At 62.7% G+C, this 25,527-nt stretch carries 19 protein-coding genes; 13 read left to right on the top strand and 6 right to left on the bottom strand.

The annotated features are described in order from the left end of the window. Positions 1 to 113 precede the first annotated feature (113 nt). Complete coding sequence (locus tag HFRIS_RS01040; protein ID WP_006461341.1) at positions 114 to 575, top strand: CoA-binding protein; 462 nt, start codon at positions 114 to 116, stop codon at positions 573 to 575. A gap of 52 nt (positions 576 to 627) precedes the next feature. Then, positions 628 to 1,440 carry a polyphosphate kinase 2 family protein gene (locus HFRIS_RS01045; protein ID WP_006461342.1) on the top strand — a complete coding sequence of 271 codons (813 nt, stop codon included), beginning with the start codon at positions 628 to 630 and terminating at the stop codon, positions 1,438 to 1,440. A 27-nt stretch (positions 1,441 to 1,467) separates the two neighbouring features. Here HFRIS_RS01045 and HFRIS_RS01050 read toward each other — a convergent pair whose 3' ends face one another. Beyond that, the gene (locus HFRIS_RS01050; RefSeq protein ID WP_006461343.1) at positions 1,468 to 2,259 is read right to left on the bottom strand and encodes a transporter substrate-binding domain-containing protein; all 792 of its coding nucleotides are present in this window, start codon (positions 2,257 to 2,259) and stop codon (positions 1,468 to 1,470) included. A 240-nt stretch (positions 2,260 to 2,499) separates the two neighbouring features. Here HFRIS_RS01050 and hemE point away from each other — a divergent pair, with 240 nt between their 5' ends. The 7 genes from hemE to fmt all read left to right on the top strand — a co-directional run bounded on the left by hemE (position 2,500) and on the right by fmt (position 11,845). Then, complete coding sequence (hemE, locus tag HFRIS_RS01055) at positions 2,500 to 3,609, top strand: uroporphyrinogen decarboxylase (RefSeq protein WP_039873801.1); 1,110 nt, start codon at positions 2,500 to 2,502, stop codon at positions 3,607 to 3,609. Positions 3,610 to 4,327: 718 nt separating this feature from the next. After that, positions 4,328 to 6,499, top strand: a complete 2,172-nt coding sequence (locus tag HFRIS_RS01060) for a primosomal protein N' (RefSeq protein ID WP_006461345.1) — start codon at positions 4,328 to 4,330, stop codon at positions 6,497 to 6,499. A gap of 207 nt (positions 6,500 to 6,706) precedes the next feature. Next, on the top strand, positions 6,707 to 8,440 hold the full coding sequence (gene argS / locus HFRIS_RS01065) for an arginine--tRNA ligase (protein WP_006461346.1): 1,734 nt from the start codon (positions 6,707 to 6,709) through the stop codon (positions 8,438 to 8,440). A 20-nt stretch (positions 8,441 to 8,460) separates the two neighbouring features. Beyond that, entirely contained in the window at positions 8,461 to 9,117 is a 657-nt protein-coding gene (locus HFRIS_RS01070; protein ID WP_039873803.1) for an SPOR domain-containing protein, read from the top strand. Between the two features lie 108 nt (positions 9,118 to 9,225). Continuing rightward, complete coding sequence (locus HFRIS_RS01075; protein ID WP_006461348.1) at positions 9,226 to 9,933, top strand: thiol:disulfide interchange protein DsbA/DsbL; 708 nt, start codon at positions 9,226 to 9,228, stop codon at positions 9,931 to 9,933. A gap of 108 nt (positions 9,934 to 10,041) precedes the next feature. After that, the gene (locus HFRIS_RS01080) at positions 10,042 to 10,848 is read left to right on the top strand and encodes an SDR family oxidoreductase (RefSeq protein ID WP_006461349.1); all 807 of its coding nucleotides are present in this window, start codon (positions 10,042 to 10,044) and stop codon (positions 10,846 to 10,848) included. 43 nt (positions 10,849 to 10,891) lie between these two features. After that, positions 10,892 to 11,845 (top strand): methionyl-tRNA formyltransferase, encoded by a 954-nt coding sequence (gene fmt, locus HFRIS_RS01085; RefSeq protein ID WP_006461350.1) that lies wholly within the window; start codon positions 10,892 to 10,894, stop codon positions 11,843 to 11,845. A gap of 10 nt (positions 11,846 to 11,855) precedes the next feature. Here the strand turns inward: fmt and HFRIS_RS01090 are convergent, their stop codons facing one another. Next, positions 11,856 to 12,440: a phosphorylase family protein gene (locus HFRIS_RS01090; protein ID WP_006461351.1), complete on the bottom strand. Its 585-nt coding sequence runs from the start codon at positions 12,438 to 12,440 to the stop codon at positions 11,856 to 11,858. A 202-nt stretch (positions 12,441 to 12,642) separates the two neighbouring features. On the opposite strand from HFRIS_RS01090, the gene metH reads away from it, so the two are divergent. The 4 genes from metH to HFRIS_RS01110 all read left to right on the top strand — a co-directional run bounded on the left by metH (position 12,643) and on the right by HFRIS_RS01110 (position 19,014). Continuing rightward, the gene (gene metH / locus HFRIS_RS01095; RefSeq protein WP_006461352.1) at positions 12,643 to 16,386 is read left to right on the top strand and encodes a methionine synthase; all 3,744 of its coding nucleotides are present in this window, start codon (positions 12,643 to 12,645) and stop codon (positions 16,384 to 16,386) included. 107 nt (positions 16,387 to 16,493) lie between these two features. Then, entirely contained in the window at positions 16,494 to 16,778 is a 285-nt protein-coding gene (locus HFRIS_RS01100; RefSeq protein ID WP_039873897.1) for a WGR domain-containing protein, read from the top strand. A 265-nt stretch (positions 16,779 to 17,043) separates the two neighbouring features. Beyond that, positions 17,044 to 18,207 carry an MFS transporter gene (locus tag HFRIS_RS01105; RefSeq protein WP_420865053.1) on the top strand — a complete coding sequence of 388 codons (1,164 nt, stop codon included), beginning with the start codon at positions 17,044 to 17,046 and terminating at the stop codon, positions 18,205 to 18,207. 117 nt (positions 18,208 to 18,324) lie between these two features. Then, positions 18,325 to 19,014 (top strand): MarC family protein, encoded by a 690-nt coding sequence (locus tag HFRIS_RS01110; RefSeq protein ID WP_006461355.1) that lies wholly within the window; start codon positions 18,325 to 18,327, stop codon positions 19,012 to 19,014. A 24-nt stretch (positions 19,015 to 19,038) separates the two neighbouring features. Here the strand turns inward: HFRIS_RS01110 and HFRIS_RS01115 are convergent, their stop codons facing one another. The 4 genes from HFRIS_RS01115 to HFRIS_RS01130 form a co-directional block, all read right to left on the bottom strand. Beyond that, entirely contained in the window at positions 19,039 to 19,692 is a 654-nt protein-coding gene (locus HFRIS_RS01115; RefSeq protein WP_039873807.1) for an LON peptidase substrate-binding domain-containing protein, read from the bottom strand. 22 nt (positions 19,693 to 19,714) lie between these two features. Beyond that, positions 19,715 to 21,244 (bottom strand): SpoVR family protein, encoded by a 1,530-nt coding sequence (locus HFRIS_RS01120; RefSeq protein ID WP_006461357.1) that lies wholly within the window; start codon positions 21,242 to 21,244, stop codon positions 19,715 to 19,717. Next, a complete protein-coding gene (locus HFRIS_RS01125; RefSeq protein ID WP_006461358.1) occupies positions 21,241 to 22,509 on the bottom strand; it encodes a YeaH/YhbH family protein in 1,269 nt (422 codons plus the stop codon). The genes HFRIS_RS01120 and HFRIS_RS01125 overlap by 4 nt, the downstream gene beginning before the upstream one ends. 102 nt (positions 22,510 to 22,611) lie before the next feature. After that, complete coding sequence (locus tag HFRIS_RS01130; protein ID WP_006461359.1) at positions 22,612 to 24,534, bottom strand: PrkA family serine protein kinase; 1,923 nt, start codon at positions 24,532 to 24,534, stop codon at positions 22,612 to 22,614. Positions 24,535 to 25,527: the final 993 nt, after the last annotated feature.

Raw genomic sequence — 25,527 nt, forward strand, 5'->3', positions numbered from 1 at the left:
CATGTTCGGGTAAAGTGAGCCCTTCGATGCGCCGTGGCGAACCAAATCGGCGTGCGTAAATCATTTAGATGATATGGGCCCCGAGCGCCCATTCATCCTCAGCAGGAGCACACATGTCTTCAGCCGTCTCGCCTTCTTCCTCCGCCGCCCTGTCCTCACGCGTCAATGGCAAGCCCATCATCGCCGTGGTCGGACTGTCCAACCGCCCCGAGCGGGCCAGCTTCGACGTTGCCGCCTACCTGCAGTCGGCGGGCTATCGCATCGTTGCAGTCAATCCCATGTACGCCGGGCAGACCATACTGGGCGAACAGTGTCACGCCAGTTTGCAGGAGGCCAGCACGGCCTTGGCGGGGCAGGGCCTGAGGGTGAGCATCGTGGATTGCTTCCGCAAGTCGGCCGACATCCCACCGGTGGTGGAAGAAGCCATCGCCATCGGTGCCGACTGCGTCTGGATGCAGCTGGACATCGTCAATGAAGCAGCGGCGGCCCGCGCCCGCGCCGCAGGCCTGAAGGTCGTCATGGACAAGTGCATCAAGATCGAGCACGCCATGGGGGAATTGCACGGCGTGCTGTAAAGGGCTCCACCTGCAATACGGACATTCACTGATAACGACAAAGCGAGACAGCATGGCAAAGAAGATCGGCCCACCATTCACCGTCCATCCCAAGTTCGTCCTGAAAGAGAGCGATGCCTCCAGCAAGCCCCTCTCCAGCGGCGACAAGGAAAAGGACAAGGCCACTGTCCAGGCCCTGGCCGCCAAGATCGGCCTGCAGCAGCAGATGCTCTACGCCGGTCACAAGCACAAGGTGCTGGTGATCCTGCAAGGCATGGATACCAGCGGCAAGGATGGCACCGTCAATGACGTGTTCGCCGCCGTCAATCCCCAGGGTATCCGCATCGCCAACTTCAAGGGGCCGACGGCCATCGAGCTGGCACACGATTACCTGTGGCGCGTACATGCGCAGGTACCGGTAGCAGGGGAGATTGCGGTGTTCAACCGCAGCCATTACGAGGACGTGCTCATCACCCGCGTCCATGACTGGATCGATGACAAGGAATGCCAGCGCCGCTATCGTCAGATCAACGATTTCGAGCGCATGCTGTGGGAAACCGGGACGGTGGTGTTGAAGTTCTTCCTGCACATCTCCAAGGCCGAGCAGAAGTCACGCCTGCAATCCCGCATCGACGACCCCAACAAGCACTGGAAATTCGATCCCCAGGATCTGGCCGAGCGCAAGTTCTGGGATGCCTACCAGCAGCGCTATCAGGAGGTGCTGCGTGCCACCAGTACCCTGCATGCGCCCTGGTATGTGGTGCCAGCGGATTCCAAGACCCATCGCAACCTGCTGGTGGCCAATGTGGTCCTGGAAACACTGCAGAAACTGAAGCTGAAATTCCCCGATGCCAAGCCGGAACTGAAGAACCTCAAGTTCGACTGAGCGCCCGGCCATCGGGATGCCGGCGGACTACTTCAACCACTTGTCGAAGATCTGCTGGTATTCGCCAGTGGCCTTGGCCAGGTGCAGCCAGGTGTCCACATACGCCTTGAAGGCCACATCGCCACGCGGCAGCAGGTAGGCTTTTTCGGCGAACTGCAGCGGCTGGTCCGGAGTCACCGGGCAAAGCTCAGGATGCAGCTTGGATTGCCACAGGGTTTCGCTGGCATCGGTCACCATCACGTCGGCCTTGCCATCCACGATCTGCTGGAAGATCGTCACGTTGTCCGGGTGCAGCAAGAGCGTGGCGCGCTTGTAGCGGGCACGGGCGAAGCGCTCGTTGGTGCCGCCCGGATTGACGATGGCGCGGGTACCCGGCTGGTCGATCATGTCGAAGTTACGGAACTTGTCCTTGTCGGCACAGCGGATGATGGGGGCCTTGCCATCCACCATGGTGGGTTCCGAGAAGGCGGCCTTGCGGGCGCGGTCCAGGGTGATGGAGACGCCACCCATGGCGATGTCGCACTGGGCGATGAAGTCGTTCATCAGCGTGCTCCAGGTGGTCTTGACGAACTGCGCCTCTACGCCCAGCGACTTGGCCAGCGCCTGCCCCAGTTCCACATCCATGCCTTCGAAGGTCTGGTCGGGCCGGTAATAGGTGAAGGGCCTGTAGTCGCCGGTCATGCAGATGCGCAGCTTGCCGGCCTTGAGTACCTGGTCCAGGCGCGACGCCGGGACGCTGTCCTCGGCGCGGGCCGATGACAAGGTCAGTGACAGCACAGCCAGACCTGCCAGCAGGACGGCGCGGATAGTGTTCTTCATGGATTCTCCTTGTGGATGATTGCGCGGGATCGGCCCGATCTCTGTTCGGTTCTTGTGCGGTTCTTGTTGATTTGAAAGGCCGGCTGGGCGAGTACTTCGCCAGCCGGGCCATCATAGCAAAACCCGCTGCCACGACCTGCATCAATATCAGCGCACGCCGATAGCGACAATTAGCCCGGAAGCCCCGCCCGTAGGATGCGATAATGCCGGATTGTCCTCAGAGCGCATTGCAGGCCGACCATGTCTTCTTCCACGTCTCCGTCCACCTCTCAGTCCACCTTCGCTCCGCTGAAGAACGATACCTTCCTGCGAGCCTTGTTGCGCCAGCCCACCGACTACACGCCGCTGTGGCTGATGCGCCAGGCCGGCCGCTACCTGCCCGAATACCGCGCCACCCGCAGTCGCGCAGGTTCCTTCATGGGCCTGGCGACCAACCCGGACTACGCGACCGAAGTCACGCTGCAGCCGCTGGAACGCTATCCCCTGGACGCCGCCATCCTGTTCTCGGACATCCTCACCGTTCCCGACGCCATGGGCCTGGGTCTCTATTTCGCAGAGGGCGAGGGTCCCAAGTTCGAGCGTCCCCTGCGCGATGAAGCCGCGATCCGTGCGCTGCAGGCCCCGGACCTGGAGCGCCTGGATTACGTCTTCAAGGCGGTCACCCAGATCCGTCGCGAGCTCGATGGCCGGGTTCCGCTGATCGGCTTCTCCGGCAGCCCCTGGACGCTGGCCTGCTACATGGTCGAAGGTGGTGGCTCGGACGATTTCCGCCTGGTCAAGAGCATGCTCTACAGCCGCCCTGACCTGATGCATCACATCCTCAAGACCAACGCCGCTGCGGTAGCCGCCTACCTGAATGCGCAGATTGCCGCCGGTGCGCAGGCCGTGATGATCTTCGATACCTGGGGCGGTGCGTTGGCCGATGGCATCTACCAGCAATTCTCCCTGGCCTACATGCAGCAGGTGGTCAGCCAGCTCCAGCGCAAGCAGGATGGCCAGCAGATTCCGGTGATTGTCTTCACCAAGGGCGGTGGCCTGTGGCTGGAGCAGATCGCCGCCATCGGCGCCGACGCCGTAGGCCTGGACTGGACCGTCAACCTGGGCGACGCACGGCGCCGTGTGGGCGACAAGGTCGCCCTGCAAGGCAACCTGGACCCCAACGTCCTCTTCGCCGGCGACGACGCCATCCGCGCCGAAGTCCGCAAGCTGCTGGAGTCATTCGGACGTCCTGGCCCCGGCAGTGGCCACGTCTTCAATCTGGGCCATGGCATCTCCCAGCACACCCCGCCGCAAGCCGTGGCGACCCTGGCGCAGGCGGTGCACGAGATGAGTCGTGCCATGCGCGGCTGATCGTGCGCGTATCTGTCGTTATCTGTTCATATCTGTGCGGCGGGATAAGTTAATATGCACATCTTTGCCGGTCGGAGCTGACTTATACACATTCGCCGCCGTTTTCTGATTGAGAATCAAACTTATCGGAATATGAACGGAAAGCGCAAGACGGTGTTTGTAAGTCCTTGATTTTCATGGATTTATTTTTTTCGAATAAATGCCTGGTCTGTCCGTAAGCCGCTGTGGTATTAGCTCTCGGACTTGTCAAGAGGCACTTGTCAACAAAGTTATCCACAGGCGCTGTGCATAATGGGCAAAAGCGTTTACAAAACCGCCGCTTATCGAAGTATTTGAAGAATTACTTTAAGTTTGTAGGACAGTACGCGCAGGTCGGTGCAGGAAAAAGCCAGGGTTTTTTTGTCAGCCAGCACTTGACAAATGCCCTTCGCCTGATCCGCAAACCGGGACTTATGCACATAAAAGGCATGCCGCATTTGCACAAACCGTCTAAGCAAATTTTTTTCCCGTGCTAAGGCGAAAAATTTTAAGTCATTGATTTTATTGGACTAATTTTTTGCCCTGCATTTGGGCAGCGCGCCGTAAGCCTCGCCCAGTCTACTCGTGGCGATGTCAAGAGGCATTTGTCCCCAAAGTTATCCACAGGGTTTGTGGATAGGTTGAAAAATGACGATTAAACCGGGGCTTAGGCCGGTTTTTCAGGATTTACATTAAGTTCGTGGAACAACGTCTGCTTCAGGTCGCGCTCGATACGCCCCTGCATACCGTCTTTGATTACCGCTGGAAGGCCAGTTCGCCGGATGAGCCGTTGCCGGCGATCGGCCAACTGGTGGTGGTCCCCTTCGGCCGCCGCGAAGCCGTCGGCGTGGTCGTCGGCCAGGATGCGCAGACCGACCTGCAGGCCGACAAGATCAAGGACGTCATTGCCGTGCGGCACCAGTTGCCGCCGATGTCAGCGCATTGGCTGGCACTGTGCGGCTTTGCCGCCGACTACTACCAGCGTCCGCTGGGTGAGGTGATGCTGCCGGGGCTGCCCAAGAATCTGCGGGCCCTCACCACGGTGGCGCTGGACAAGGCACTCAAGGCCCTGGGCCGGCTTGCGCCCGCCACCAAGGCCAAGCCCAGGTCCAGGAAAAAGGCGGCGGTGGCCGCCACGGTGGAGGAAGCTATCGTCGATCCTGTGATGGCCGACCCATCGCCGGACCCGCTGCAACTGGGTGCCGCGCCGCCGCTGAATCCGTCCCAGCAGCAGGCGGTCGATGCGATCGTCGGCGCCGAGGGTTTCGCCCCGTTGCTGCTGTATGGCGTCACCGGCAGCGGCAAGACCGAGGTCTACCTGCAGGCTGCCGCCACCATCCTGCGTCGCGCGGCAGAGCAGGCCAGTTCATCCGGTTCGCCTGAGCCTGGCCAGCCGACGCCGGCCCCCGCCCAGATCCTGGTGCTGGTGCCGGAAATCAACCTGACTCCGCAGCTGGAAGGCAACATCCGCGCACGTTTCCCGCATCTTAAGGTGGTCGCCCTGCACAGCGGCCTGGCCGAGGGCGAGCGTGCCCGCAACTGGCTGGCGGCCCACCTGGGGCAGGCGCACATCGTGCTGGGGACGCGGCTGGCGATCCTGTCGTCGCTGCCCTCCCTGAAGCTCATCGTCATCGACGAGGAACACGACCCCTCCTACAAGCAGCAGGAAGGTCTGCGCTACTCCGCGCGCGACCTGGCCGTCTGGCGTGCGCACCAGCTGGGCATCCCGGTGGTGCTGGGTTCGGCCACACCCTCGCTGGAAACCTGGCAGCACGCCCAGGCCGGCCGCTACCGCCGCCTGGAACTGCGCCAGCGCGCGGCCCTGCAGGCAGTGCTGCCCAGCGTCAAGGTGATCGACATGGAGCGCGACAAGCCCGTCGACGGCCTGACCTCGACCCTGATCGCGGCCGTGCGCAAGCGCCTGGAGCAGGGCGAGCAGTCGCTGCTGTTCCTCAACCGGCGTGGCTATGCGCCGGTGCTGGCCTGCGACGCCTGCGGCTGGATCAGCAACTGCATGCGCTGCGATGCCTTCATGGTGGTGCATCGCCCCGAGCGCCGCCTGCGCTGCCACCATTGCAGCCTGGAACTGCACATCCCACGCGCCTGCCCGACCTGCGGCAACGTCGACCTGCAACCGTTGGGACGCGGCACCCAGCGGGTCGAAGAGGGCCTGCATGGCATCTTCCCCGAGGCCCGCATCCTGCGCATCGATGCCGACTCCACCCGCCTCAAGGGCTCGGCCCAGAGCGCTTTCGACAGCGTGCACCGGGGCGAGGTCGATATCCTGATCGGCACCCAGATGGTGGCCAAGGGGCATGACTTCAAAAAGCTCACCCTGGTGGGCGTGCTCAATCCCGACACCGCCCTGTTCTCGCACGACTACCGCGCCAGCGAGCGCCTGTTCGCGCAACTGATGCAGGTGGCCGGCCGCGCCGGCCGTGCCGGGCTGTCGGCCGATGGCAGTTCGGGCGAAGTGCTGATCCAGACCCGCTATCCACATCACCCGCTGTACCAGGCCGTGATCCGCCACGACTACGATGGCTTTGCCGGTGAATTGCTGGACGAGCGGCGCCAGGCGCATTTCCCGCCCTTCATGTACCAGGCACTGTTGCGCGCCGAAGGTCGCGAACTGGAGATCGCCATGGGTTTCCTGAAGGAAGCGGCCAGCTTGCTGGACGCCCCGGCCATCACCATCAACGAACCGATCCCGATGACCATGATGCGGGTGGCCAATGTCGAGCGTGCCCAATTGCTGATCGAATGTCCCTCGCGTCCGACACTGCAGGCTTTCCTCAAGGAATGGCTGGCCTTGTTGCGGCAGATGAAGACCCGCGCGCGCTGGTCGCTGGAAGTCGATCCGGTCGATATCTGAGACGGCCCGGGCCGGTTTTTGTTGTGATTACGGCATCTTTGCCTCGGCAGGGCGCCGGACTGCACGCAAGCCGCTTGTTCATGCAGCCAACACGGTACGCCTAGCCGGTATAATCTCGGCTGCTCAACCAATTGCAAGCGATCCCTCCGCGCGGCGCCTCACAGCCGGTCCAGCGCCACGGCCGCTTCCGCTTTACCCCTCATTCCCATGCTCGCACAACAGAAACAACGCATCTCCGACCTGTTCTCGTCCGCCCTGCAGCCGCTGCTGGCCGACAGCGGCCTGACGCCGACCATCACCCTGGAGCGCCCGCGTGACGCCTCGCACGGCGACATCGCCTGCAACATCGCCATGCAACTGGCCAAGCCGCTCAAGAAGAACCCGCGTGAGCTGGCGCAAGCCATCGTGGCCGCCGTGATGGCCGACCCGGCCCGCGAAGGCCTGGTGGAATCGGTCGAGATCGCCGGTCCGGGCTTCATTAACCTGCGCGTGGCCGCAGCCGCCAGGCAGGCGGTGGTGAAGGCGATCCACCAACAGGGCGAGGCCTTTGGTCGCGGCACTGCAGGCGCGGGCCAGAAGGTGCTGGTCGAGTTCGTCTCCGCCAACCCCACCGGTCCGCTGCACGTGGGTCACGGTCGCCAGGGTGCGCTGGGCGATGCGTTGTCGTCGCTGCTGGACGTGCAGGGCTACGATGTCCTGCGCGAGTTCTACTACAACGACGCCGGTGTCCAGATCGCTACGCTGGCAAGCTCGGTGCAGGCCCGCGCCCGTGGCTTCAAACCGGGCGATGCGCAATGGCCGGAATCGGCCTACAACGGCGACTACATCGCCGACATCGCCCGCGACTTCCTGGACAAGAAGACCGTCGCCGCCAGCGACGGCGAACCCGTCACCGGCAGCGGTGATGTCGAAGATATCGAGTCGATCCGTCGCTTCGCCGTCGCCTACCTGCGTCATGAGCAGGACCTGGACCTGCAGGCCTTCGGCGTGAAGTTCGACAATTACTACCTGGAGTCCTCGCTCTATGCCGACGGCAAGGTGGCCGCTGCCGTGGACGCGCTGGTCAAGGCCGGCAAGACCTACGAGCAGGATGGCGCGCTGTGGCTGCGCACCACCGACTATGGCGACGACAAGGATCGCGTCATGAAGAAGACCGACGGCACCTATACCTACTTCGTGCCCGATGTCGCCTATCACATCAACAAGTGGCAACGTGGCTACGGCAAGGTCATCAATATCCAGGGCAGCGATCACCACGGCACCATCGCCCGCGTGCGTGCCGGCCTGCAGGCAGCCGGCGTGGGCATCCCGCAAGGCTATCCCGACTACGTGCTGCACAAGATGGTCACCGTCATGCGCAATGGCGAAGAGGTCAAGATCTCCAAGCGTGCCGGTTCCTACGTCACCCTGCGTGACCTGATCGAATGGTCGGCCGGCGAGGCCGTCGAAGGCCAGGAACGCGACCTCACCCGCGGCCGCGATGCGGTGCGCTTCTTCCTCATCTCGCGCAAGGCCGATACCGAGTTCGTCTTCGACGTCGACCTGGCCCTGGCCCAGTCCGACGAAAACCCGGTCTACTACGTGCAATACGCCCATGCGCGCATCTGTACCGTGCTGGGCAAGTGGGGTGGCAACGAGGATGAGCTCAAGGACGTGACCGACCTGTCGCCGCTGACCGCCCCGCGTGAAGCGACCCTGCTGGCCAAGCTGGCCGAATACCCGGACATGCTGGCGCATGCCCTGCAGGAGCTGGGACCGCACCAGGTTGCCTTCTACCTGCGCGATCTGGCAGGCGAACTGCATAGCTACTACAATGCGGAACGCGTGCTGGTCGACGATGTCCCAACCAGGTCCGCACGCCTGGCGCTGTTGTCCGCCACCCGTCAGGTACTGCGCAACGGCCTGGCCCTGCTGGGCGTATCGGCTCCGGCCAGAATGTAAACAAGCAGCTAAAGAGAAACGTGAAACCGTTGAACGCGAAACATCACAAGCAGGCCGGCGGCACGCTGCTCGGCCTGATCCTGGGTTTGATTGTCGGCCTGGGCATCGCCGTGGGCGTGGCCCTGATGATCACCAAGTCGCCCATCCCCTTCGTCAACAAGGTGGTGCGTCCCGAACGGGCCGATCCGACCCCGGCCCAGGCGGCCGACCCCAACCGTCCGCTCTACGGCAACCGCGACATCGCCCGCGAGGCCGCGCGCGACCAGCAGCAGTCGCAGACCCCGGTGCCGCCCAATACCGCCGCTGCCCAGCCGGTGCCGCCAGTAGCGCCAGCGCCGCAGGCCGCGACCCCGCCGGCCAAGCAGCCTGACACCAGGACGGCGGACGCCAAGCCCTCTGCCGCCGCGCCGTCGGCCTCCAAGAACGACAGCAATGACGACAAGTGGAGCTACTTCCTGCAGACCGGCGCCTTCCGCGACCAGGCCGATGCCGAGAGCGCCCGCGCCAAGCTGGCCCTGCTCGGTTTCGAAGCCCGCGTCACTGAACGTACCGCCGACAGCGGCGTGCTCTATCGCGTGCGCATCGGTCCCTTCGACCATGCCGAAGCGATGAACCGCACGCGCAGCAAGCTGTCCGATAACGGGGTCGATGCCGCCATCGTGCGCATTCCCAAGTAATCCACAGCACACCCACGGTGCCGGCGGCAAGGGATGGCCGGCCGGCACGGGGTGCAGACCGGCGCACAGGCCGGTTCCAAACGACTATCCATCAGAGAGGGTAATACCATGCGTTTCCATCAAAAGCTGCTGGCAGCCGTCAGCTTTGGCGTACTGGCCTTCACCGCCAGCGTCGGCGCCTCGGCTTCGCCGGCCAATCCGCAAGTGGGCAGCGACTACCGCGTGCTGGAACAGGCCCAGCCGACTGACTCCGGCAACAAGGTCGAAGTCACCGAATTCTTCTGGTTTGACTGCCCGCACTGCGCCGCATGGGACCCCTCGCTGACCGCCTGGGTCAAGAAGCAAGGCGACAAGATCAACTTCAAGAAGGTGCCGGTGGCCTTCCGCGATACCTTCGTGCCGCAGCAGAAGCTGTACTACACGCTGGAAGCCATGGGCAAGGCGGATGAGCTGACCCCCAAGATCTTCCACGCCATCCACGTCGAGAACCAGCGCATCAATACCGACAAGACCATCCTGGCCTACATCGAGAAGATCGGTCTGGACAAGCAGAAATTCCTCGACCTGTACAACTCCTTCGGCGTGCAGACCAAGGCCCGCCGTGCCGCCCAGCTGCAGGAAGCCTACAAGGTCGACGGCGTGCCCATGATCGCCATCGACGGCCGTTATGTGACCTCGCCGGCCGTGGTCGGTGTGGCCCTGGCCAACCAGCCCGAGTCGATGCAGCAGGCCGCTGCCCTGCAGGTGATGGATCACCTGGTAGCCAAGGTCGCTGCCGAGAAGGCCGCCGGCGGCGCTGCAGCCAAAAAGAAGTAAGCTTCACCTGTCCTGCACGGTCCGCGTCCGCAAGGCCGCGGACCGTTGTCATTTGAGCCCGGACATGTTCGACCGGTCGCAACCCTTCACATACCCTCAGGAGCCGGCATGGCCACCCTTCCCGTCGTCGCAGCCCAGGAACGCGTCTTCCTGACCGGAGCTTCCAGCGGCATCGGCATGGCCCTGGCGCGCGCCTATGCACAGCGTGGCGCGGTCCTGGGGTTGGTGGCACGGCGTGGCGCCGAGCTGGAGGCCTTGCGCGCCAGCCTGCCGCATCCTGAACGGCATCGCGTGTATGCGCTCGACGTCACCGATCACGCCGCCCTGGCCGCTGCTGCAGAGTCTTTCATGACCGAGTTCGGTGGCGCCGACGTGGTCATCGCCAATGCCGGCATCTCCCAAGGCACGCTCACCGAATACCAGGAAGACCTGCGCGCCTTCGAGCGCATCCTGGCCGTCAATGTCACCGCCACCTTTGCCACCTTCACGCCCTTCGTGGCGCGCATGAAGGCCCAACCCGAAGCACAGCGTCGCCGCTGCCGCCTGGTCGGCATCGGCAGCGTGGCCGGCATCCGTGGCCTGCCCGGTGCCGAGGCCTATAGCGCCTCCAAGGCTGCCGTGATCAGCTACTGCGAATCACTACGGGTGGAATTGCGCACCTCCGGCATCAAGGTCGTGACCATCGCGCCCGGCTACATCGACACCCCCATGACCCGCGTGAACACCTATCGCATGCCCTTCCTGATGCCGGTGGAGCGCTTCGCCGAACGCGCCGTACAGAGCATCGCCGAAGGCGTCAGCTACCGCGTCATTCCCTGGCAGATGGGGGTGGTGGCCAAGCTACTCAGACTGCTGCCGAACTGGCTGTACGATATGGCCTTCGCCCGCGCCCCGCACAAGCCCCGCAATCTCTAGCCACCCGACATCGCGGCGCCCGGCGCCGCCTCTGGAGTTTTTCATGAAGATCATTTTCGCCGGCACGCCGGAATTTGCCGCCGTTGCCCTCGAAGCCCTGTACGCCGCCGGTCACGAGATCACCCTGGTCCTGACCCAGCCTGACCGTCCGGCCGGACGTGGCATGCAGCTGCAGGCCTCGCCGGTCAAGCAATGCGCGTTGAAGCACGGCACGCCTGTGGCGCAGCCGGTCTCGCTGCGCCTGAACGGCAAGTACCCCGAGGTTGCGCAGGAAGCGCATGCGCTGCTGCAATCGACCCCGCATGATGTGATGGTGGTCGCCGCATATGGCCTGATCCTGCCGCGTAGCGTGCTCGACATCCCGCGTTACGGCTGCATCAACATCCACGGCTCGCTCTTGCCGCGCTGGCGCGGCGCCGCCCCCATCCACCGCGCCATCGAGGCCGGCGACACCGAGACCGGCATCACCATCATGCAGATGGAAGAAGGACTCGATACCGGCCCGATGATGTTGATCGAAAGCCTGCCCATCACTGACGAGGACACCACCGGCAGCCTGCATGACAAGCTCGCCGCGCTGGGCGGCCGGATGATCGTGGAAGCCATTGAAAAGCTGGAGCAGGGCGCATTGCCGGCCACGCCGCAACCGGAAGAGGGCGCCAACTACGCCGCCAAGATCGCCAAGGAAGAGGCTGCGCTGGACTTCAGCCAGAGCGCGCAACAACTGGCGCGCCGCATCCGCGCCTTCAATCCCTTCCCCGGTGCCACCGGCCGCTTCGGCGACACCGTGGTCAAGCTGTGGCAGGCGCGTCCGGTGACCGTGGCGCAGCAGGGTGAACCCGGCCAGGTGTTGTCGGCCGATGCCCAGGGCGGGATCGTGGTGACCTGCGGCGAAGGCGCACTGCTGCTGACCGAATTGCAGAAGCCCGGCGGCAAGCGCCTGCCGGCGGCGGAATTCCTGAAGGGCTTCCCGCTGGAAGGCGGCCGCTTCGCCTGAGCGGGTGGGCTCAGGCGTATTGCTTGAGCACGTGCGGCAGATGCCGCCAGAACAGCTCCGCACCCAGGTGGACGCGGGCCTGCCAGTCATCGGCGGCATCGTCGTCGGCGCCGTCGGTGACGAACTTGAAGGCCCGCCAGGGCAGCCCGAAATGGTGGCAGACGCGGGCGATGGCAAACAACTCCATGTCCACCAGATCGACGCCCTGCGCCACCAGCCAGTCGTCGGCTGCGGTGACGAAGCTGTCGCCGGTGCCGCACAGCACGCCGGGATGGCCGGATTCCAGGCGCGGCGGTTGCTGCTCCTGGTTCATCAGCGGCGTCACGCCACGTGGCGCCAGCGGCATGGCCGCCATGTCGCGCTGGACCACCGCCGCCACCTCCAGCAGGCCGTCATGGTGCGGATCGATCTTGCCCGCGGTACCGAAGTTGATCACCAGGCGCGGCTGCCGCTCCAGGATGGCCCGGGTGGCATGCAGCGCGGCATTGACCTTGCCGACGCCGCAATAGAGCAGCTCTACGCCATCGGGCGCGTCAGTGGCCTGGAGTTCGCTTTCCAGGGCGGTCAGGATGAGGATGGGGCGAGGCGCTGTCATCTTTGTCAACAGTTGATGGATTGCAAGCAAATCCAGCCGCAAAGGCCGGCTGGCTCGGGGGGTAGGGCGCTTTCGCGTATAATCTGGCTCTCATTTTTGCCTGTAAAACCGGTCGGTCCAGACCGGTTTTTTTGTCCCGCCAAAGCGTGGACAGTCCCGCAGACAGGCCCGCATTGTTGCCGCAACCAGAGAAAAACGCCAGATGAAGCCGAACGAACTGTGCCAGACCGAATTGCTGCTGCGCGACCTGATGTCGCAGCGCATCCTCATCCTCGATGGTGCCATGGGCACCATGATCCAGCGCTACAAGCTGACCGAAGAGGATTATCGTGGCCAGCGTTTTGCCGACTTCAGCGTTCCCGGCAAGGAGATGTTCGTCAAGGGCAACAACGAGTTGCTCTCGCTGACCCAGCCGCACATCATCCAGGAAATCCACGAGCAATACCTGGCTGCCGGTGCCGACCTGATCGAGACCAATACCTTCGGCGCCACCAGCGTGGCCCAGGACGATTACCACATGGCGCATCTGGTCTACGAGATGAACCTGGAATCGGCCCGCCTGGCCCGCGCCGCCTGCGACAAGTATTCGACCCCGGACAAGCCGCGCTTCGTGGCCGGCGCCCTTGGCCCCACGCCCAAGACTGCATCGATTTCTCCTGACGTCAACGATCCGGCAGCGCGTAACGTCACTTTCGATCAACTGGTGACCGCGTACCTGGAACAGACGCGCGCGCTGGTCGAAGGTGGCGCCGACGTGCTGCTGGTCGAGACCATCTTCGATACCCTGAACTGCAAGGCTGCGCTGTTCGCCATCGATACCTTCTTCGAGGAAAGCGGCAAGCGCCTGCCCATCATGATCTCCGGCACCGTCACCGACGCCTCCGGCCGCATCCTGTCGGGCCAGACCGTGACCGCCTTCTGGAATTCCATCCGTCACGCCCGCCCGCTGACGGTGGGCCTGAACTGCGCGCTGGGTGCAGCCCTCATGCGCCCCTATGCGGAAGAACTGTCGCGCATCGCCGATACCTACGTCTGCATCTACCCCAACGCCGGCCTGCCCAATCCGATGAGCGACACCGGCTTCGACGAAACCCCCGACGTCACCTCGGCCCTGCTGAAGGAATTCGCCGAGAGCGGTTTCGTCAACGTCGCCGGCGGCTGCTGCGGCACCACGCCGCCGCACATCAAGGCCATCGCCGAGACGGTGGCCACCATCGCTCCGCGCAAGGTCCCGGAAGCCACTCATGAGATGCGCCTGTCGGGCCTGGAGCCCTTCACCATCAATGATGAATCGCTGTACGTCAACGTCGGCGAGCGCACCAACGTCACCGGTTCCAAGGCCTTCGCCCGCCTGATCCTCAACGAGCAGTACGACGAAGCCCTGGCCGTGGCCCGCCAGCAGGTCGAGAACGGCGCGCAGATCATCGACATCAACATGGATGAGGCGATGCTGGATTCGGTCGCGGCCATGACGCGCTTCCTGAACCTGATCGCCTCCGAGCCGGACATCGCCCGCGTGCCCATCATGATCGACTCCTCCAAGTGGGAAGTCATCGAAGCCGGTCTCAAGTGCGTGCAGGGCAAGTCCATCGTCAACTCCATCTCGATGAAGGAAGGCGAAGAGAAATTCCTGCGCGAAGCCAAGCTGTGCCGTCGCTACGGCGCCGCCGTGATCGTCATGGCCTTCGACGAAGTGGGGCAGGCCGATACCTTCGCGCGCAAGATCGAAATCTGCGAGCGCGCCTATCGCCTGCTGGTGGACAAGCTGGACTTCCCGCCGGAAGACATCATCTTCGACCCCAACATCTTCGCGGTGGCAACGGGTATCGAGGAACACAACAACTACGCGGTCGACTTCATCGAAGCCACCCGCTGGATCCACGAGAACCTGCCCTACGCCAAGATCAGCGGCGGTGTCTCCAACGTGTCCTTCAGCTTCCGCGGCAACGACCCGGCGCGCGAGGCCATCCACACGGTCTTCCTGTACCACGCCATCAAGGCCGGCATGACCATGGGCATCGTCAATGCCGGCATGATCGGCGTCTATGACGACCTGCCGGCCGAACTGCGCGAGCGCGTGGAAGACGTGGTGCTGAACCGCCGTGACGACGCCACCGAGCGCATGATCGAATATGCCGCCACCTTGAAGGCCGGCGACAAGAAGGAAGAAGCCACCCTGGAATGGCGCAGTGAACCGGTCGCCAAGCGCCTCTCGCATGCGCTGGTGCACGGCATCACGCAATGGATCGTGGAAGACACCGAAGAGGTGCGCCAGCAGATCGCCGCCGATGGCGGCCGTCCCATCCATGTCATCGAAGGCCCGCTGATGGACGGCATGAACGTGGTCGGCGACCTGTTCGGCCAGGGCAAGATGTTCCTGCCGCAGGTGGTCAAGTCGGCCCGCGTGATGAAGCAGGCCGTGGCGCACCTGATCCCCTTCATCGAGGAAGAAAAGCGCCAGCTCGAAATCACCACCGGCGAGGTCGCCAAGCCCAAGGGCAAGATCGTGATCGCCACCGTCAAGGGCGACGTCCACGACATCGGCAAGAACATCGTCACCGTGGTCCTCCAGTGCAACAACTTCGAGGTGGTCAACATGGGCGTGATGGTGCCCTGCGCCGAGATCCTGGCCAAGGCCAAGGAAGAGAAGGCCGACATCATCGGCCTGTCGGGCCTGATCACCCCCTCGCTGGAAGAGATGGCCTACGTGGCCAAGGAAATGCAGCGCGACCCGTATTTCGCCGGCATCAAGATGCCGCTCATGATCGGTGGCGCCACCACCTCGCGCGCGCACACGGCGGTCAAGATCGCGCCCAACTACGAAGGCCCGGTGGTCTACGTGCCGGACGCCTCGCGTGCCGTGTCGGTGGCGCAATCGCTGCTGGCCGACGAGCAGAAGACCCAGTACGTCAGCGAACTCAACGCCGACTACGAACGCATCCGCGAGCAGCACGCAAGCAAGAAGGCCGCACCCATGCTGTCGCTGGCAGCCGCCCGCGCCAACAAGACCCGGCTCGACTTCGCCCCGGTCAAGCCCAAGTTCATCGGCCGTCGCCTGTTCAAGAATGTCGACCTGGGCCTGCTGGCCAACTATATCGACTGGGGCCCGTTCTTCCAGACCTGGGACCTGGCCGGACCTTATCCCGCCATCCTGACCGATGAGGTCGTCGGGGAAGCCGCTACCAAGGTCTTCGAAGAAGCCCAGGCCATGCTCAAGAAGATCATCGATGGCCGCTGGCTCACCGCCAATGGTGTCATCTCGCTGCTGCCGGCCAATACCGTCAATGACGACGACATCGAGATCTATACCGACGACAGCCGCAGCCAGGTCGCCTTCACCTACTACGGCCTGCGCCAGCAGACCGAGAAGCCGGTGGTCGATGGCGTGGCGCGTCCCAACCAGTGCCTGTCGGACTTCATCGCGCCCAAGGATTCGGGCGTGCAGGACTACATCGGCATGTTCGCCGTCACCGCCGGCCTGGGTATCGAGAAGTACGAGAAGCGCTTCGAGGATGCGCATGACGATTACTCCTCCATCATGCTCAAGGCCCTGGCTGACCGCCTGGCCGAAGCCTTCGCCGAATACCTGCACGAGCGCGTGCGCAAGGACTTGTGGGGCTATGCCGCCGACGAGCAGTTGAGCAGCACCGACCTGATCAAGGAAAAATACCTCGGCATCCGCCCCGCGCCCGGCTATCCGGCCTGCCCGGAGCACACCGTCAAGGCTGACGCTTTCCGCACCATGCAGTGCGACGAGATCGGCATGCAGTTGACCGAGTCCTATGCCATGTTCCCTGGCGCGTCGGTGTCGGGCTTCTACTTTGCCCATCCGCAGTCGAAGTACTTCGTGGTCGGCAAGATCGGCGCTGACCAGGTCGAGGACATGGCCCGCCGTCGCCAGGTGTCCAGGGACGAGCTGGAGCGCTGGCTCGCGCCCAACCTGTAAGTCCTTCCATGCCCGGCCTGCGCGCCGGGCAGTTTTTCCTGTGGCTTGTATTCGGCAGCCGTCCTGCTATCATCCACGCCCGCCGTTCCGTAGCCCTTGCTTTAGCCATGATCGATTCCGCTGACCACGTCACCCATGCACTGCCCGTGACCGTGGCCACGCGCCTGCACTTCTCGGACGGCAAGTCGCGCGCCATCTTCACCGTGGACCTGGTCCAGGATCTCCTGGGAGACTGGGTGCTCACGCAGGCCTGGGACGGCGCCGAAGGCCGCAGTGCGGTGCGCCGCGTGGTGGTCGAGGACCATGAGCAGGGCCTGCAGATGCTGCAGAAGATCGCTCGCCACAAGGAGCGCCTGGGCTTTCGCCAGGTGCGCCTGTATCACGTTGGCTGATCACGTCGGCTGATCACGTGGATTGATCCCCCCACATCGCCGGCGCCAAGTACTCACCAGCAAGCCGGCGCGACCCATGTTAGGCTAGTCGGCCCGCACCAGTCGGGTGCAATTCTTGCGCGGCAGATAAAAACCAGAAACGCCGCAGCGATATCAATAATTAGTCCGGAGACCGACCGTGCCACCCTCATTGTCCCCAGAGCCTGCTGCCGTTGACCGTCATCAGGTCGATTCCTCCTATGCCGTGCTGCGCCTGTGCATCACCATGGTCTTGATGGTCGTCGGGGCCAGCGGCATGTACGTGATGGCGGTGGTGCTGCCGGCGGTGCAGGCGCATTTCCAGGTGGATCGCGGCCTGGCGTCCATGCCCTACACGCTGACCATGCTCGGCGTGGGCGTGGGTGGCCTGCTGATGGGCCGCATGGCCGACCGCTCCGGCATCATGCGCCCCCTGCTGCTGGGCGGCGTCTGCCTGGGCGGAGGATTCATCGCTGCAGCGCTGGCGCCCAATATCTGGTTCTTCATGGCGGCGCACTGTGTGCTGATCGGCCTGCTGGGGACGGCCTGTACCTTTTCTCCGCTGGTGGCCGACACCTCGCTGTGGTTCCGCAAGCGACGCGGCATCGCCGTGGCGGTATGCGCCAGCGGCAACTACCTGGGTGGCGCGATCTGGCCGCCCATCGTCCAGCATTTCGTCGACAGTGTCGGCTGGCAGCAGACCTATATCGGCCTGGGCATCACCTGTACGCTGATCATGTGCTCATTGGCCCTGCTGATGCGCGCCCGTCCTCCGGTGCAGGAAAGTGGCACGACCAGCGCCCGCATCGGTGGCGGACCGCGTCCCTTCGGCCTCTCGCCCGGTGCGGCGCAGTTGCTGCTATGCGTGGCCGGTGTGGCCTGTTGCGTGGCCATGGCCATGCCCCAGGTACACATCGTGGCCTACTGCGGCGATCTCGGTTACGGTCCGGCGCGGGGTGCCCAGATGCTGTCACTGATGCTGGCCTGCGGCGTGGTCAGCCGCCTGGTCTCGGGAGCCATCTGCGACCGCATCGGCGGCCTGCGCACGCTGTTGCTGGGTTCCATGCTGCAGGGCCTGTCGCTGCTGCTGTTCATCCCCTTCGACAGCCTGGCTTCGCTGTACATCATCTCGGCACTGTTCGGCCTGTTCCAGGGCGGCATCGTGCCGTCCTACGCCATCATCGTGCGCGAATACTTCCCGGCCGCCGAAGCCGGCCAGCGGGTGGGCGCGGTCATCATGGCGACCATGTTCGGCATGGCCCTGGGCGGCTGGATGTCGGGCAAGATCTTCGACCTGACCGGCTCCTATCACGCCGCCTTCGCCAACGGCATCGCCTGGAACCTGCTCAACCTCGGGATCGCGGTCCTGCTGCTGACCCGTGTGCGCGGCATGCGCTTGCGGGCGGCCTGATCAGGCCAGCAGCGGGCGAACATCGGGCGCACAGCACGGTCGTAGTTGGCAGCGTAGCGGCTTTCAGCTACGCTGCCGGGTCAACCGATCAATGCATTTCCGAGCGCCCATTCCGCCATGTTCATCCTCTTCCTCAAGGCCGTGGTCCTGATCCCGATCACGCTGCTGCCCATCCTCAATCCGCTGGGCATCGCACCGGTGTTCGCCAACCTGCTGGGCAACGTCAGCCGCAGCACCGAGAAGCGCATTGCGCGCCAGGTGGCCATCAATTGCTGGTTCATGCTGGTGGCGGCGATCTTCATCGGTTCGCACGTGCTGACCTTCTTCGGAATCTCGCTGCCCATCGTGCGCGTGGGTGGTGGCCTGCTGGTAGCGGTATCGGGCTGGAAGCTGCTCAACGACAACAGCCAGGACAGTTCCATCCCCACCCAGGTTGCCAAGACCTATGACGAAGACCTGCCCGATGAAGAGATCAAGGCGCGCAGCTTCTATCCCATGAGCTTTCCCCTCACCGTGGGACCGGGCACGATTGCCGCCTCCATCACGCTGGGTGCCAATACGCCCACGCGCCTGCTGGACTGGGTGATTTCGGTGGGCAGCGCCGCGCTGGGTGCCGCGCTGACGGCGCTGGTGATCTTCCTCTGCTACAACTACGCCCACAAGCTGGTCAACCTGATGGGGCGCCTGGGCACCATGGTGGTGCTGCGCCTGTCAGCCTTCATCCTGTTGTGCATCGGCATCCAGATCTTCTGGTCGGGATTGTCGGCCTTGCTGGCCGAGGCGGGGATCAGCGGGGTCGCGCCGTAAGGCAAGGGATAAGGGATAAGGCGGCTACTTCAGCCAGCCCAGTTCATCCAGCGCGTCCTGCACCAGCTCCAGGCGGAGCACGGGGTTGTCCAGCGCCAGCAGGCTCTGCTTGAGTTCGACGGTGATGGGCATCATCTCGGCCCAGCGGTTGGCGACCCAGCCGCAATGGTCCAGCCGGTAAGGCGCCGCGATCGGCACCTCGCTCTCCGGCAGGCCCTGGCGCAATACCGACTGCAGCAGGTTGTCCAGCGCCTGCGCGGTGTTGCCCAGTTCCTCGGGAATCGTCACGGCGCGATCGGCCTCCATCATTTCCACCTGGGCCGTCCACAGGCCATGCTTCTGCTGTTCGGCCTGCAGGATGCGGAAGCGCTCGTCACCCAGGCAGGCCACCCGCATCAGACCGGGGGATGGCGTACTCCACTCCTTGATGCGGGCCATCGTGCCTACGCCGACGAAACGTTCGCTCTGTCCCGGACGACGGACCTCGGAGCCTGCCGTCAGGGCCACCACGCCAAAGCCACTGCCTTCGGCGATGCACTTGCCGATCATGTCCAGATAGCGCACCTCGAAGATCTGCAGTGGCAGCCGCCCTTCGGGAAAGAGCGTGCTGGCCAGCGGAAACAGCGGGATGGTTCGGGCCGAGATCGGCGGGCGCGGGGTGGCGGGGGCAGCGGGCATCATCACTCCTGATGGCGATCAGTCATGAGCGCAGAGCATACCTGTTCTCGGCCACGCATTCATAGCGTTGCACGATGTAGCCGTTGTCATCCACGCTTTCCAGATAGACGTCGAACTGCCACAGCCGCGCCATGTGCCGCAGCACCTCGTTGGTGCTGTCGCCCAGCGAGCGGCCGTCACTGCGGAAGTGGCGCAACGTCAGGCTGCGGTTGCCGCGCGTGTTGACCGACCAGACCTGGATGTTGGGCTCGCGGTGGTTGATGTCGTACTGCCGCGAGAGGGCCTGGCGCACATACTGGAAGCCGCGCTCGTTGTGGATGGCCGAGACCTCGATCTCGCTGCGCGCTTCATCGTCCAGCACGGCGAACATGCGCATGTCGCGCATGAGCTTGGGCGAAAGATACTGGGCGATGAAGCTCTCGTCCTTGTAGTTGCGCATCACGTATTGCAGGGTATCGAGCCAGTTGCTGCCGGCGATCTCGGGGAACCATTCGCGGTCTTCATCGCTGGGCTGTTCGCAGATGCGGCGGATGTCGCTCATCATCGAGAAGCCCAGGGCATAGGGATTGATGCCGTTGTAATAGGGCTTAATGATGGGCGGCTGGAACACCACATTGCTGTGCGAATGCAGGAACTCCATCATGAAGCCATCGGTCAGGCGACCCTGGTCGTAGAGCGTATTCAACAGCGTGTAATGCCAGAAGGTGGCCCAGCCCTCGTTCATGACCTGGGTCTGGCGCTGCGGATAGAAATACTGGCCGACCTTGCGCACGATGCGGATCACTTCACGTTCCCAGGGCTCCAGCAAGGGCGCGTTCTTCTCGGCGAAGTAGAGCAGGTTTTCCTGAGGCTCGGAAGGGAAGCGGCCCTCGACTGCCGCGGCGGCCGTTTCCTTCTTCGCCGGCAGGGTGCGCCAGAGTTCGTTGACCTGCGACTGCATGTAGGCTTCGCGCTCGCGCTGGCGCGCCTTTTCCTGCGCCAGCGACAGCCGTTGCGGGCGCTTGTAGCGATCCACGCCGTAATTCATCAGCGCATGGCAGGAGTCCAGCAGTTCCTCGACCCGCTCGAAGCCATGACGCTCTTCGCACTCGGCAATGTAATTGCGTGCATACACCAGGTAATCGATGATGGCACTGGCATCGGTCCACAACTGGAACAGGTAGTTACCCTTGAAGAAGGAGTTGTGTCCGTAGGCCGCGTGAGCGATGACCAGGGCCTGCATGGTCATCGTGTTCTCTTCCATCAGGTAGGCAATGCAAGGGTCGGAGTTGATCACGATCTCATAGGCCAGGCCCATCTGGCCGCGCTTGTAGTCGCGCTCGGTCAGCATGAAGTGCTTGCCGTAGGACCAGTGCCGATAGTTGACCGGCATGCCGTGCGATGCATAGGCATCCATCATCTGTTCGGCCGAGATGATTTCCAGCTGGATGGGATAGATGTCCAGCTCGTAACCCTTGGCCACCCGGGCGATTTCATCGTTGTAGCGTTCGATCAGATCGAAGCTCCAGTCCGAGGGGCAGGGCAGGGGGTCATGCTTGAAGCGGCTGTTCATGCGTGCACCTGCTTTTCAAAGAGTTCGCGGAAGACCGGGTAGATCTCGGCGGCAGACTGCACCTTCTTCATGGCGAAGTGCGGGTGCGACTCGATCAATTGCATGTACTCGGTCCACAGGTTCTGTTCCGGATCGGCCACCTGGATGTAGGCGAAGTAGCGCGTCAGCGGCAGGATGGCCGACTCCAGCAGCTCGCGGCATTTCGGGGAATCGTCGTTCCAGTTGTCGCCGTCGGAGGCCTGCGCACCGTAGATGTTCCATTCGCTGGGAGAGTAGCGCTTGGTGATGATGTCGTGCATCAGTTCCAGGGCGCTGGAGACGACGGTGCCTCCACTTTCCTGCGAGTGGAAGAAGGTGTTCTCATCGACTTCGTCAGCGCGGGTGTGATGGCGGATGAAGACCACTTCGATGTGCTCGTAATTGCGCGTAAGGAAGAGATACAGCAGGATGAAGAAGCGCTTCGACAGATCCTTGCGCTGCTCATCCATCGAGCCCGACACGTCCATCACGCAGAACATCACCGCACGACTGGAGGGTTGCGGTTGACGCACCCGGTTCACATAGCGCAGGTCGAAGGGGTCGATGAAGGGGATGCGCAGGATGCGGGCGCGCAAATGCTTCACTTCCTCTTCGAGCAACTGGATGTCGGCGCTGTGCTCCTCGGGTTTGCGCTTCATCTCGGCCAGCGTTTCCTCGGCCACGTCGAGCTGGCGCTGCAAGGGACCACCCAGGGCGATGCGGCGGCCCAGCGAGGAGCGCAGCGAGCGCACCACGTCGATGTTGTTGGGCGAGCCATCCACCGAATAGCCGGCGCGCTGGTTCTTCCAGCTTGGTACCTGCAGCAGGTTGGTTTCCACCAGGCGCGGCAGTTCGAGGTCCTCGAAGAAGTAATGCATGAATTCTTCGCGGGTCAGTTCGAAGGTGAAATCGTCCTGGCCTTCGCCGTCGTTGCTGGCACTGCTGCCGCCTCCGCCGCCGCTGCCACCGTTCTGGCGCGGGATGCGGTCACCCTGCAGGTAATCCTGGTTGCCCGGATGCACAGCCTCGCGCTTGCCGCCCTTGCCGTGATGGAAGAAGGGCTCCGAGACATCCTTGCGCGGGATGCTGATGCTCTTCGACTTTTCGAGATCGGTGATGCTGCGGTCGCGCACTGCGTCCGCCACCGAACGTTGGATATGCCCCTTGAAGCGCCGCAGGAAGCGCTCCCGGTTGGCGATGCTCTTGTTCTTGCCAGCCAGCCTGCGGTCGATGATCTGATGCAGCACTCGGTTCTCCTGCTAGTGGTCGGCGGTGCGCCAGGCGCACGGCGCCGAAGGGTCGCCACTCGCATCGCCACGCATGCCGCGGACGATGCGCAACAGCGGCGCTTACGAGGACTTGCGCACGCGCAGGTACCATTCGCACAGCAGGCGCACCTGCTTGGGCGTGTACCCCTTGCTGACCATGCGATTGACGAAGTCTTCGTGTTTCTGCATTTCCTCGGTGGAGCCCTTGGCATTGAAGGAGATCACCGGCAACAGGTCTTCGGTGTTGGAGAACATCTTCTTCTCGATCACCACGCGCAGTTTTTCGTAGCTGGTCCACAGCGGGTTCTTGCCACCGTTGTTGACCCGGGCGCGCAGTACGAAGTTGACGATCTCGTTGCGGAAGTCCTTGGGATTGCTGATGCCGGCCGGCTTCTCGATCTTTTCCAGTTCCGCATTCAGGGCGGCGCGGTCGAAGCTCTCGCCGGTATCGTGATCGCGGTATTCCTGGTCCTGGATCCAGAAGTCGGCATAGGTCACGTAACGATCGAAGACGTTCTGACCATATTCCGAGTACGACTCCAGGTAGGCGGTCTGGATTTCCTTGCCGATGAATTCGGCATAGCGCGAGGCCAGCGTGTCCTTCACGAAGGAGAGGTATTTCTGCTCGGCTTCCTGCGGGAACTGCTCACGCTCGATCTGCTGTTCCAGCACATACATCAGGTGCACCGGATTGGCCGCGACCTCGGTGGTATCGAAGTTGAACACCCGCGACAGAATCTTGAAGGCGAAGCGGGTGGAGATACCGTTCATGCCCTCATCGACACCGGCATAGTCGCGGTACTCCTGATAGGACTTGGCCTTGGGGTCGGTGTCCTTCAGGTTCTCGCCGTCGTAGACCTGCATCTTGGAGAAGAGGCTGGAGTTTTCCGGCTCCTTCAGGCGGGTGAGCACCGAGAACTGCGCCATCATCTTCAGCGTGCCCGGCGCGCAAGTGGCCTTGGCCAGCGAAGAGCTGCGAATCAGTTTTTCATAGATCTTGATTTCTTCGGACACGCGCAGGCAATACGGCACCTTGACGATGAAGATACGGTCCAGCAGCGCTTCGTTGTTCTTGTTGTTGCGGAAGGCCTTCCACTCCGATTCGTTGGAGTGGGCCAGGATGACGCCATCGAAGGGAATCGCGCCAAAGCCTTCGGTGCCCTTGAAGTTGCCTTCCTGGGTTGCCGTCAGCAGCGGGTGCAGGACCTTGATGGGCGCCTTGAACATTTCCACGAATTCCAGCAGGCCCTGGTTGGACAGGCACAGTCCGCCCGAATAGCTGTAGGCGTCGGCATCGTCCTGTGAATACTGTTCCAGCTTGCGGATATCGACCTTGCCCACCAGGGTCGAGATGTCCTGGTTATTCTCGTCGCCCGGCTCGGTCTTGGAAATACCGATCTGGCGCAGGATCGACGGGTAGCGCTTGACCACGCGGAACTGGCGGATGTCGCCGTTGTACTCGTGCAGGCGCTTGACGGCCCAGGGGCTCAGGATGGGCTTGAGGTAGCGGCGCGGGATGCCGTACTGTTCCTCCAGGATGGCGCCATCCTCGTCATAATCGAACAGGCCCAGCGGCGATTCATTGACCGGCGAACCCTTGATGGAATAGAAGGGCACCTGCTCCATGAGCTGCTTCAGGCGCTCGGCGATGGAGGACTTGCCGCCGCCCACCGGACCCAGCAGGTAGAGAATCTGCTTCTTCTCTTCCAGGCCCTGGGCGGCATGGCGGAAATAGGAAACCACTTGCTCGATCACTTCTTCCGCGCCGTAGAACTCCTTGAAGGCGGGATAGACCTTGATGACCTTGTTGGCGAAGATGCGCGAGAGGCGCGGATCTTCGCGGGTGTCGACCTTCTCCGGCTCGCCGATGGCCATCAGCATCCGTTCGGCAGCCGATGCATAGACTGCCGGGTCGTTCTTGCAAAGATTCAGATACTCTTCAAGCGATAATTCTTCTTCTCTGGTCTTGTCGAACCGGCTTGCAAAGCTGCTGTAGATATCCATACCACCTCCGTCGCTCTCAAAAAAGTACGAAACAGATTCATATGTCTGGACTTGCCATCTGCGGTTATCGAAGAACGCGTCGGTGACTCGGAAAAGCGTCATTGCCGGTGTGTTCTTTGAAAGCCGTAGCGTCTACAGCGTGATGCGAAGAACTTTTCAGTTCTGTTTTTTATTCTAGTCCTTTTTTACTTCGTCTTTTGCTTCCAGGTAGTGATCCATTGTGACCGGCATGGTTCATCTGATGCGAAGATTTTCTGAACTGCCGGAAGTCATGGTGAAAACGATCCATCTGATGAGAACGATCCCTTCGCGCCATTCTTACGCGCTATTTGCGAAGCAAGCTTCTGTCCATGCTCTTTCAATGTGCGGATTGCTGCAGCGGTTGACCTCACGGTGCGCTATTTTCGCGCAGCGTGCCATCGTAAAAACCCTGATGGCCGTCGGGAGAAAACCGGCAGACAATATCCGCCTGGTCAGATTGGCAGGCGTTCCCGCCTGTGTTTGTCGTCTCCTGGTTGCGGTGCGATTTGCACACTGATGACTACCCCTAGCTCCTTATAGCTGGAATCGTGCCAGCCCGGTATGACTTATTTCTACCAGCGGCGTGGAGCCACCATCTTTTTTGTAACGAGGCCGGTCGCAAGCCTGGGGTGTTGCTGTTCTGCCTCATCCCTTGGGCCAGTACGGCGCTGTGAAATGCTTTAGATGATTTTCGCAGTTGAACATGAGGCGCACGCATGGGCTCCATGCGTTGGCAGAATTGCAGGGCCAGCGCGGCAGCATGGCAGCAGCAGATAAAATCATGTCGCTATGGCAACTTCCTTCCTGTCTTGCAGTCGACGAGGCAAATCCGCCACGTTCCTGTGGCGAACTCGGCCGTTGCTTGTCATCAGCAGCCTCAAAAGCGCATAAGTCATTGACAGCTAAGTAGAAAATGCAGTCTAATTCAGGGTTCACCATCTGAAGAATTGCGCGCGGTGCCGTCGCAGTGCT

The organism is Herbaspirillum frisingense GSF30, assembly GCF_000300975.2.
GTDB classification, from domain to species: Bacteria; Pseudomonadota; Gammaproteobacteria; order Burkholderiales; family Burkholderiaceae_D; genus Herbaspirillum; species Herbaspirillum frisingense.

What these genes read in the sequence shown, in the direction of transcription:
- HFRIS_RS01040 (WP_006461341.1), top strand. Translation starts at nt 114, where the DNA reads ATGTCTTCAGCCGTCTCGCCTTCTTCCTCCGCCGCCCTGTCCTCACGC.
- HFRIS_RS01045 (WP_006461342.1), top strand. Translation starts at nt 628, where the DNA reads ATGGCAAAGAAGATCGGCCCACCATTCACCGTCCATCCCAAGTTCGTC.
- HFRIS_RS01050 (WP_006461343.1), bottom strand. Translation starts at nt 2,259, where the DNA reads ATGAAGAACACTATCCGCGCCGTCCTGCTGGCAGGTCTGGCTGTGCTG.
- hemE (WP_039873801.1), top strand. Translation starts at nt 2,500, where the DNA reads ATGTCTTCTTCCACGTCTCCGTCCACCTCTCAGTCCACCTTCGCTCCG.
- argS (WP_006461346.1), top strand. Translation starts at nt 6,707, where the DNA reads ATGCTCGCACAACAGAAACAACGCATCTCCGACCTGTTCTCGTCCGCC.
- HFRIS_RS01075 (WP_006461348.1), top strand. Translation starts at nt 9,226, where the DNA reads ATGCGTTTCCATCAAAAGCTGCTGGCAGCCGTCAGCTTTGGCGTACTG.
- HFRIS_RS01080 (WP_006461349.1), top strand. Translation starts at nt 10,042, where the DNA reads ATGGCCACCCTTCCCGTCGTCGCAGCCCAGGAACGCGTCTTCCTGACC.
- fmt (WP_006461350.1), top strand. Translation starts at nt 10,892, where the DNA reads ATGAAGATCATTTTCGCCGGCACGCCGGAATTTGCCGCCGTTGCCCTC.
- HFRIS_RS01090 (WP_006461351.1), bottom strand. Translation starts at nt 12,440, where the DNA reads ATGACAGCGCCTCGCCCCATCCTCATCCTGACCGCCCTGGAAAGCGAA.
- metH (WP_006461352.1), top strand. Translation starts at nt 12,643, where the DNA reads ATGAAGCCGAACGAACTGTGCCAGACCGAATTGCTGCTGCGCGACCTG.
- HFRIS_RS01100 (WP_039873897.1), top strand. Translation starts at nt 16,494, where the DNA reads ATGATCGATTCCGCTGACCACGTCACCCATGCACTGCCCGTGACCGTG.
- HFRIS_RS01105 (WP_420865053.1), top strand. Translation starts at nt 17,044, where the DNA reads ATGGTCTTGATGGTCGTCGGGGCCAGCGGCATGTACGTGATGGCGGTG.
- HFRIS_RS01110 (WP_006461355.1), top strand. Translation starts at nt 18,325, where the DNA reads ATGTTCATCCTCTTCCTCAAGGCCGTGGTCCTGATCCCGATCACGCTG.
- HFRIS_RS01115 (WP_039873807.1), bottom strand. Translation starts at nt 19,692, where the DNA reads ATGCCCGCTGCCCCCGCCACCCCGCGCCCGCCGATCTCGGCCCGAACC.
- HFRIS_RS01120 (WP_006461357.1), bottom strand. Translation starts at nt 21,244, where the DNA reads ATGAACAGCCGCTTCAAGCATGACCCCCTGCCCTGCCCCTCGGACTGG.
- HFRIS_RS01130 (WP_006461359.1), bottom strand. Translation starts at nt 24,534, where the DNA reads ATGGATATCTACAGCAGCTTTGCAAGCCGGTTCGACAAGACCAGAGAA.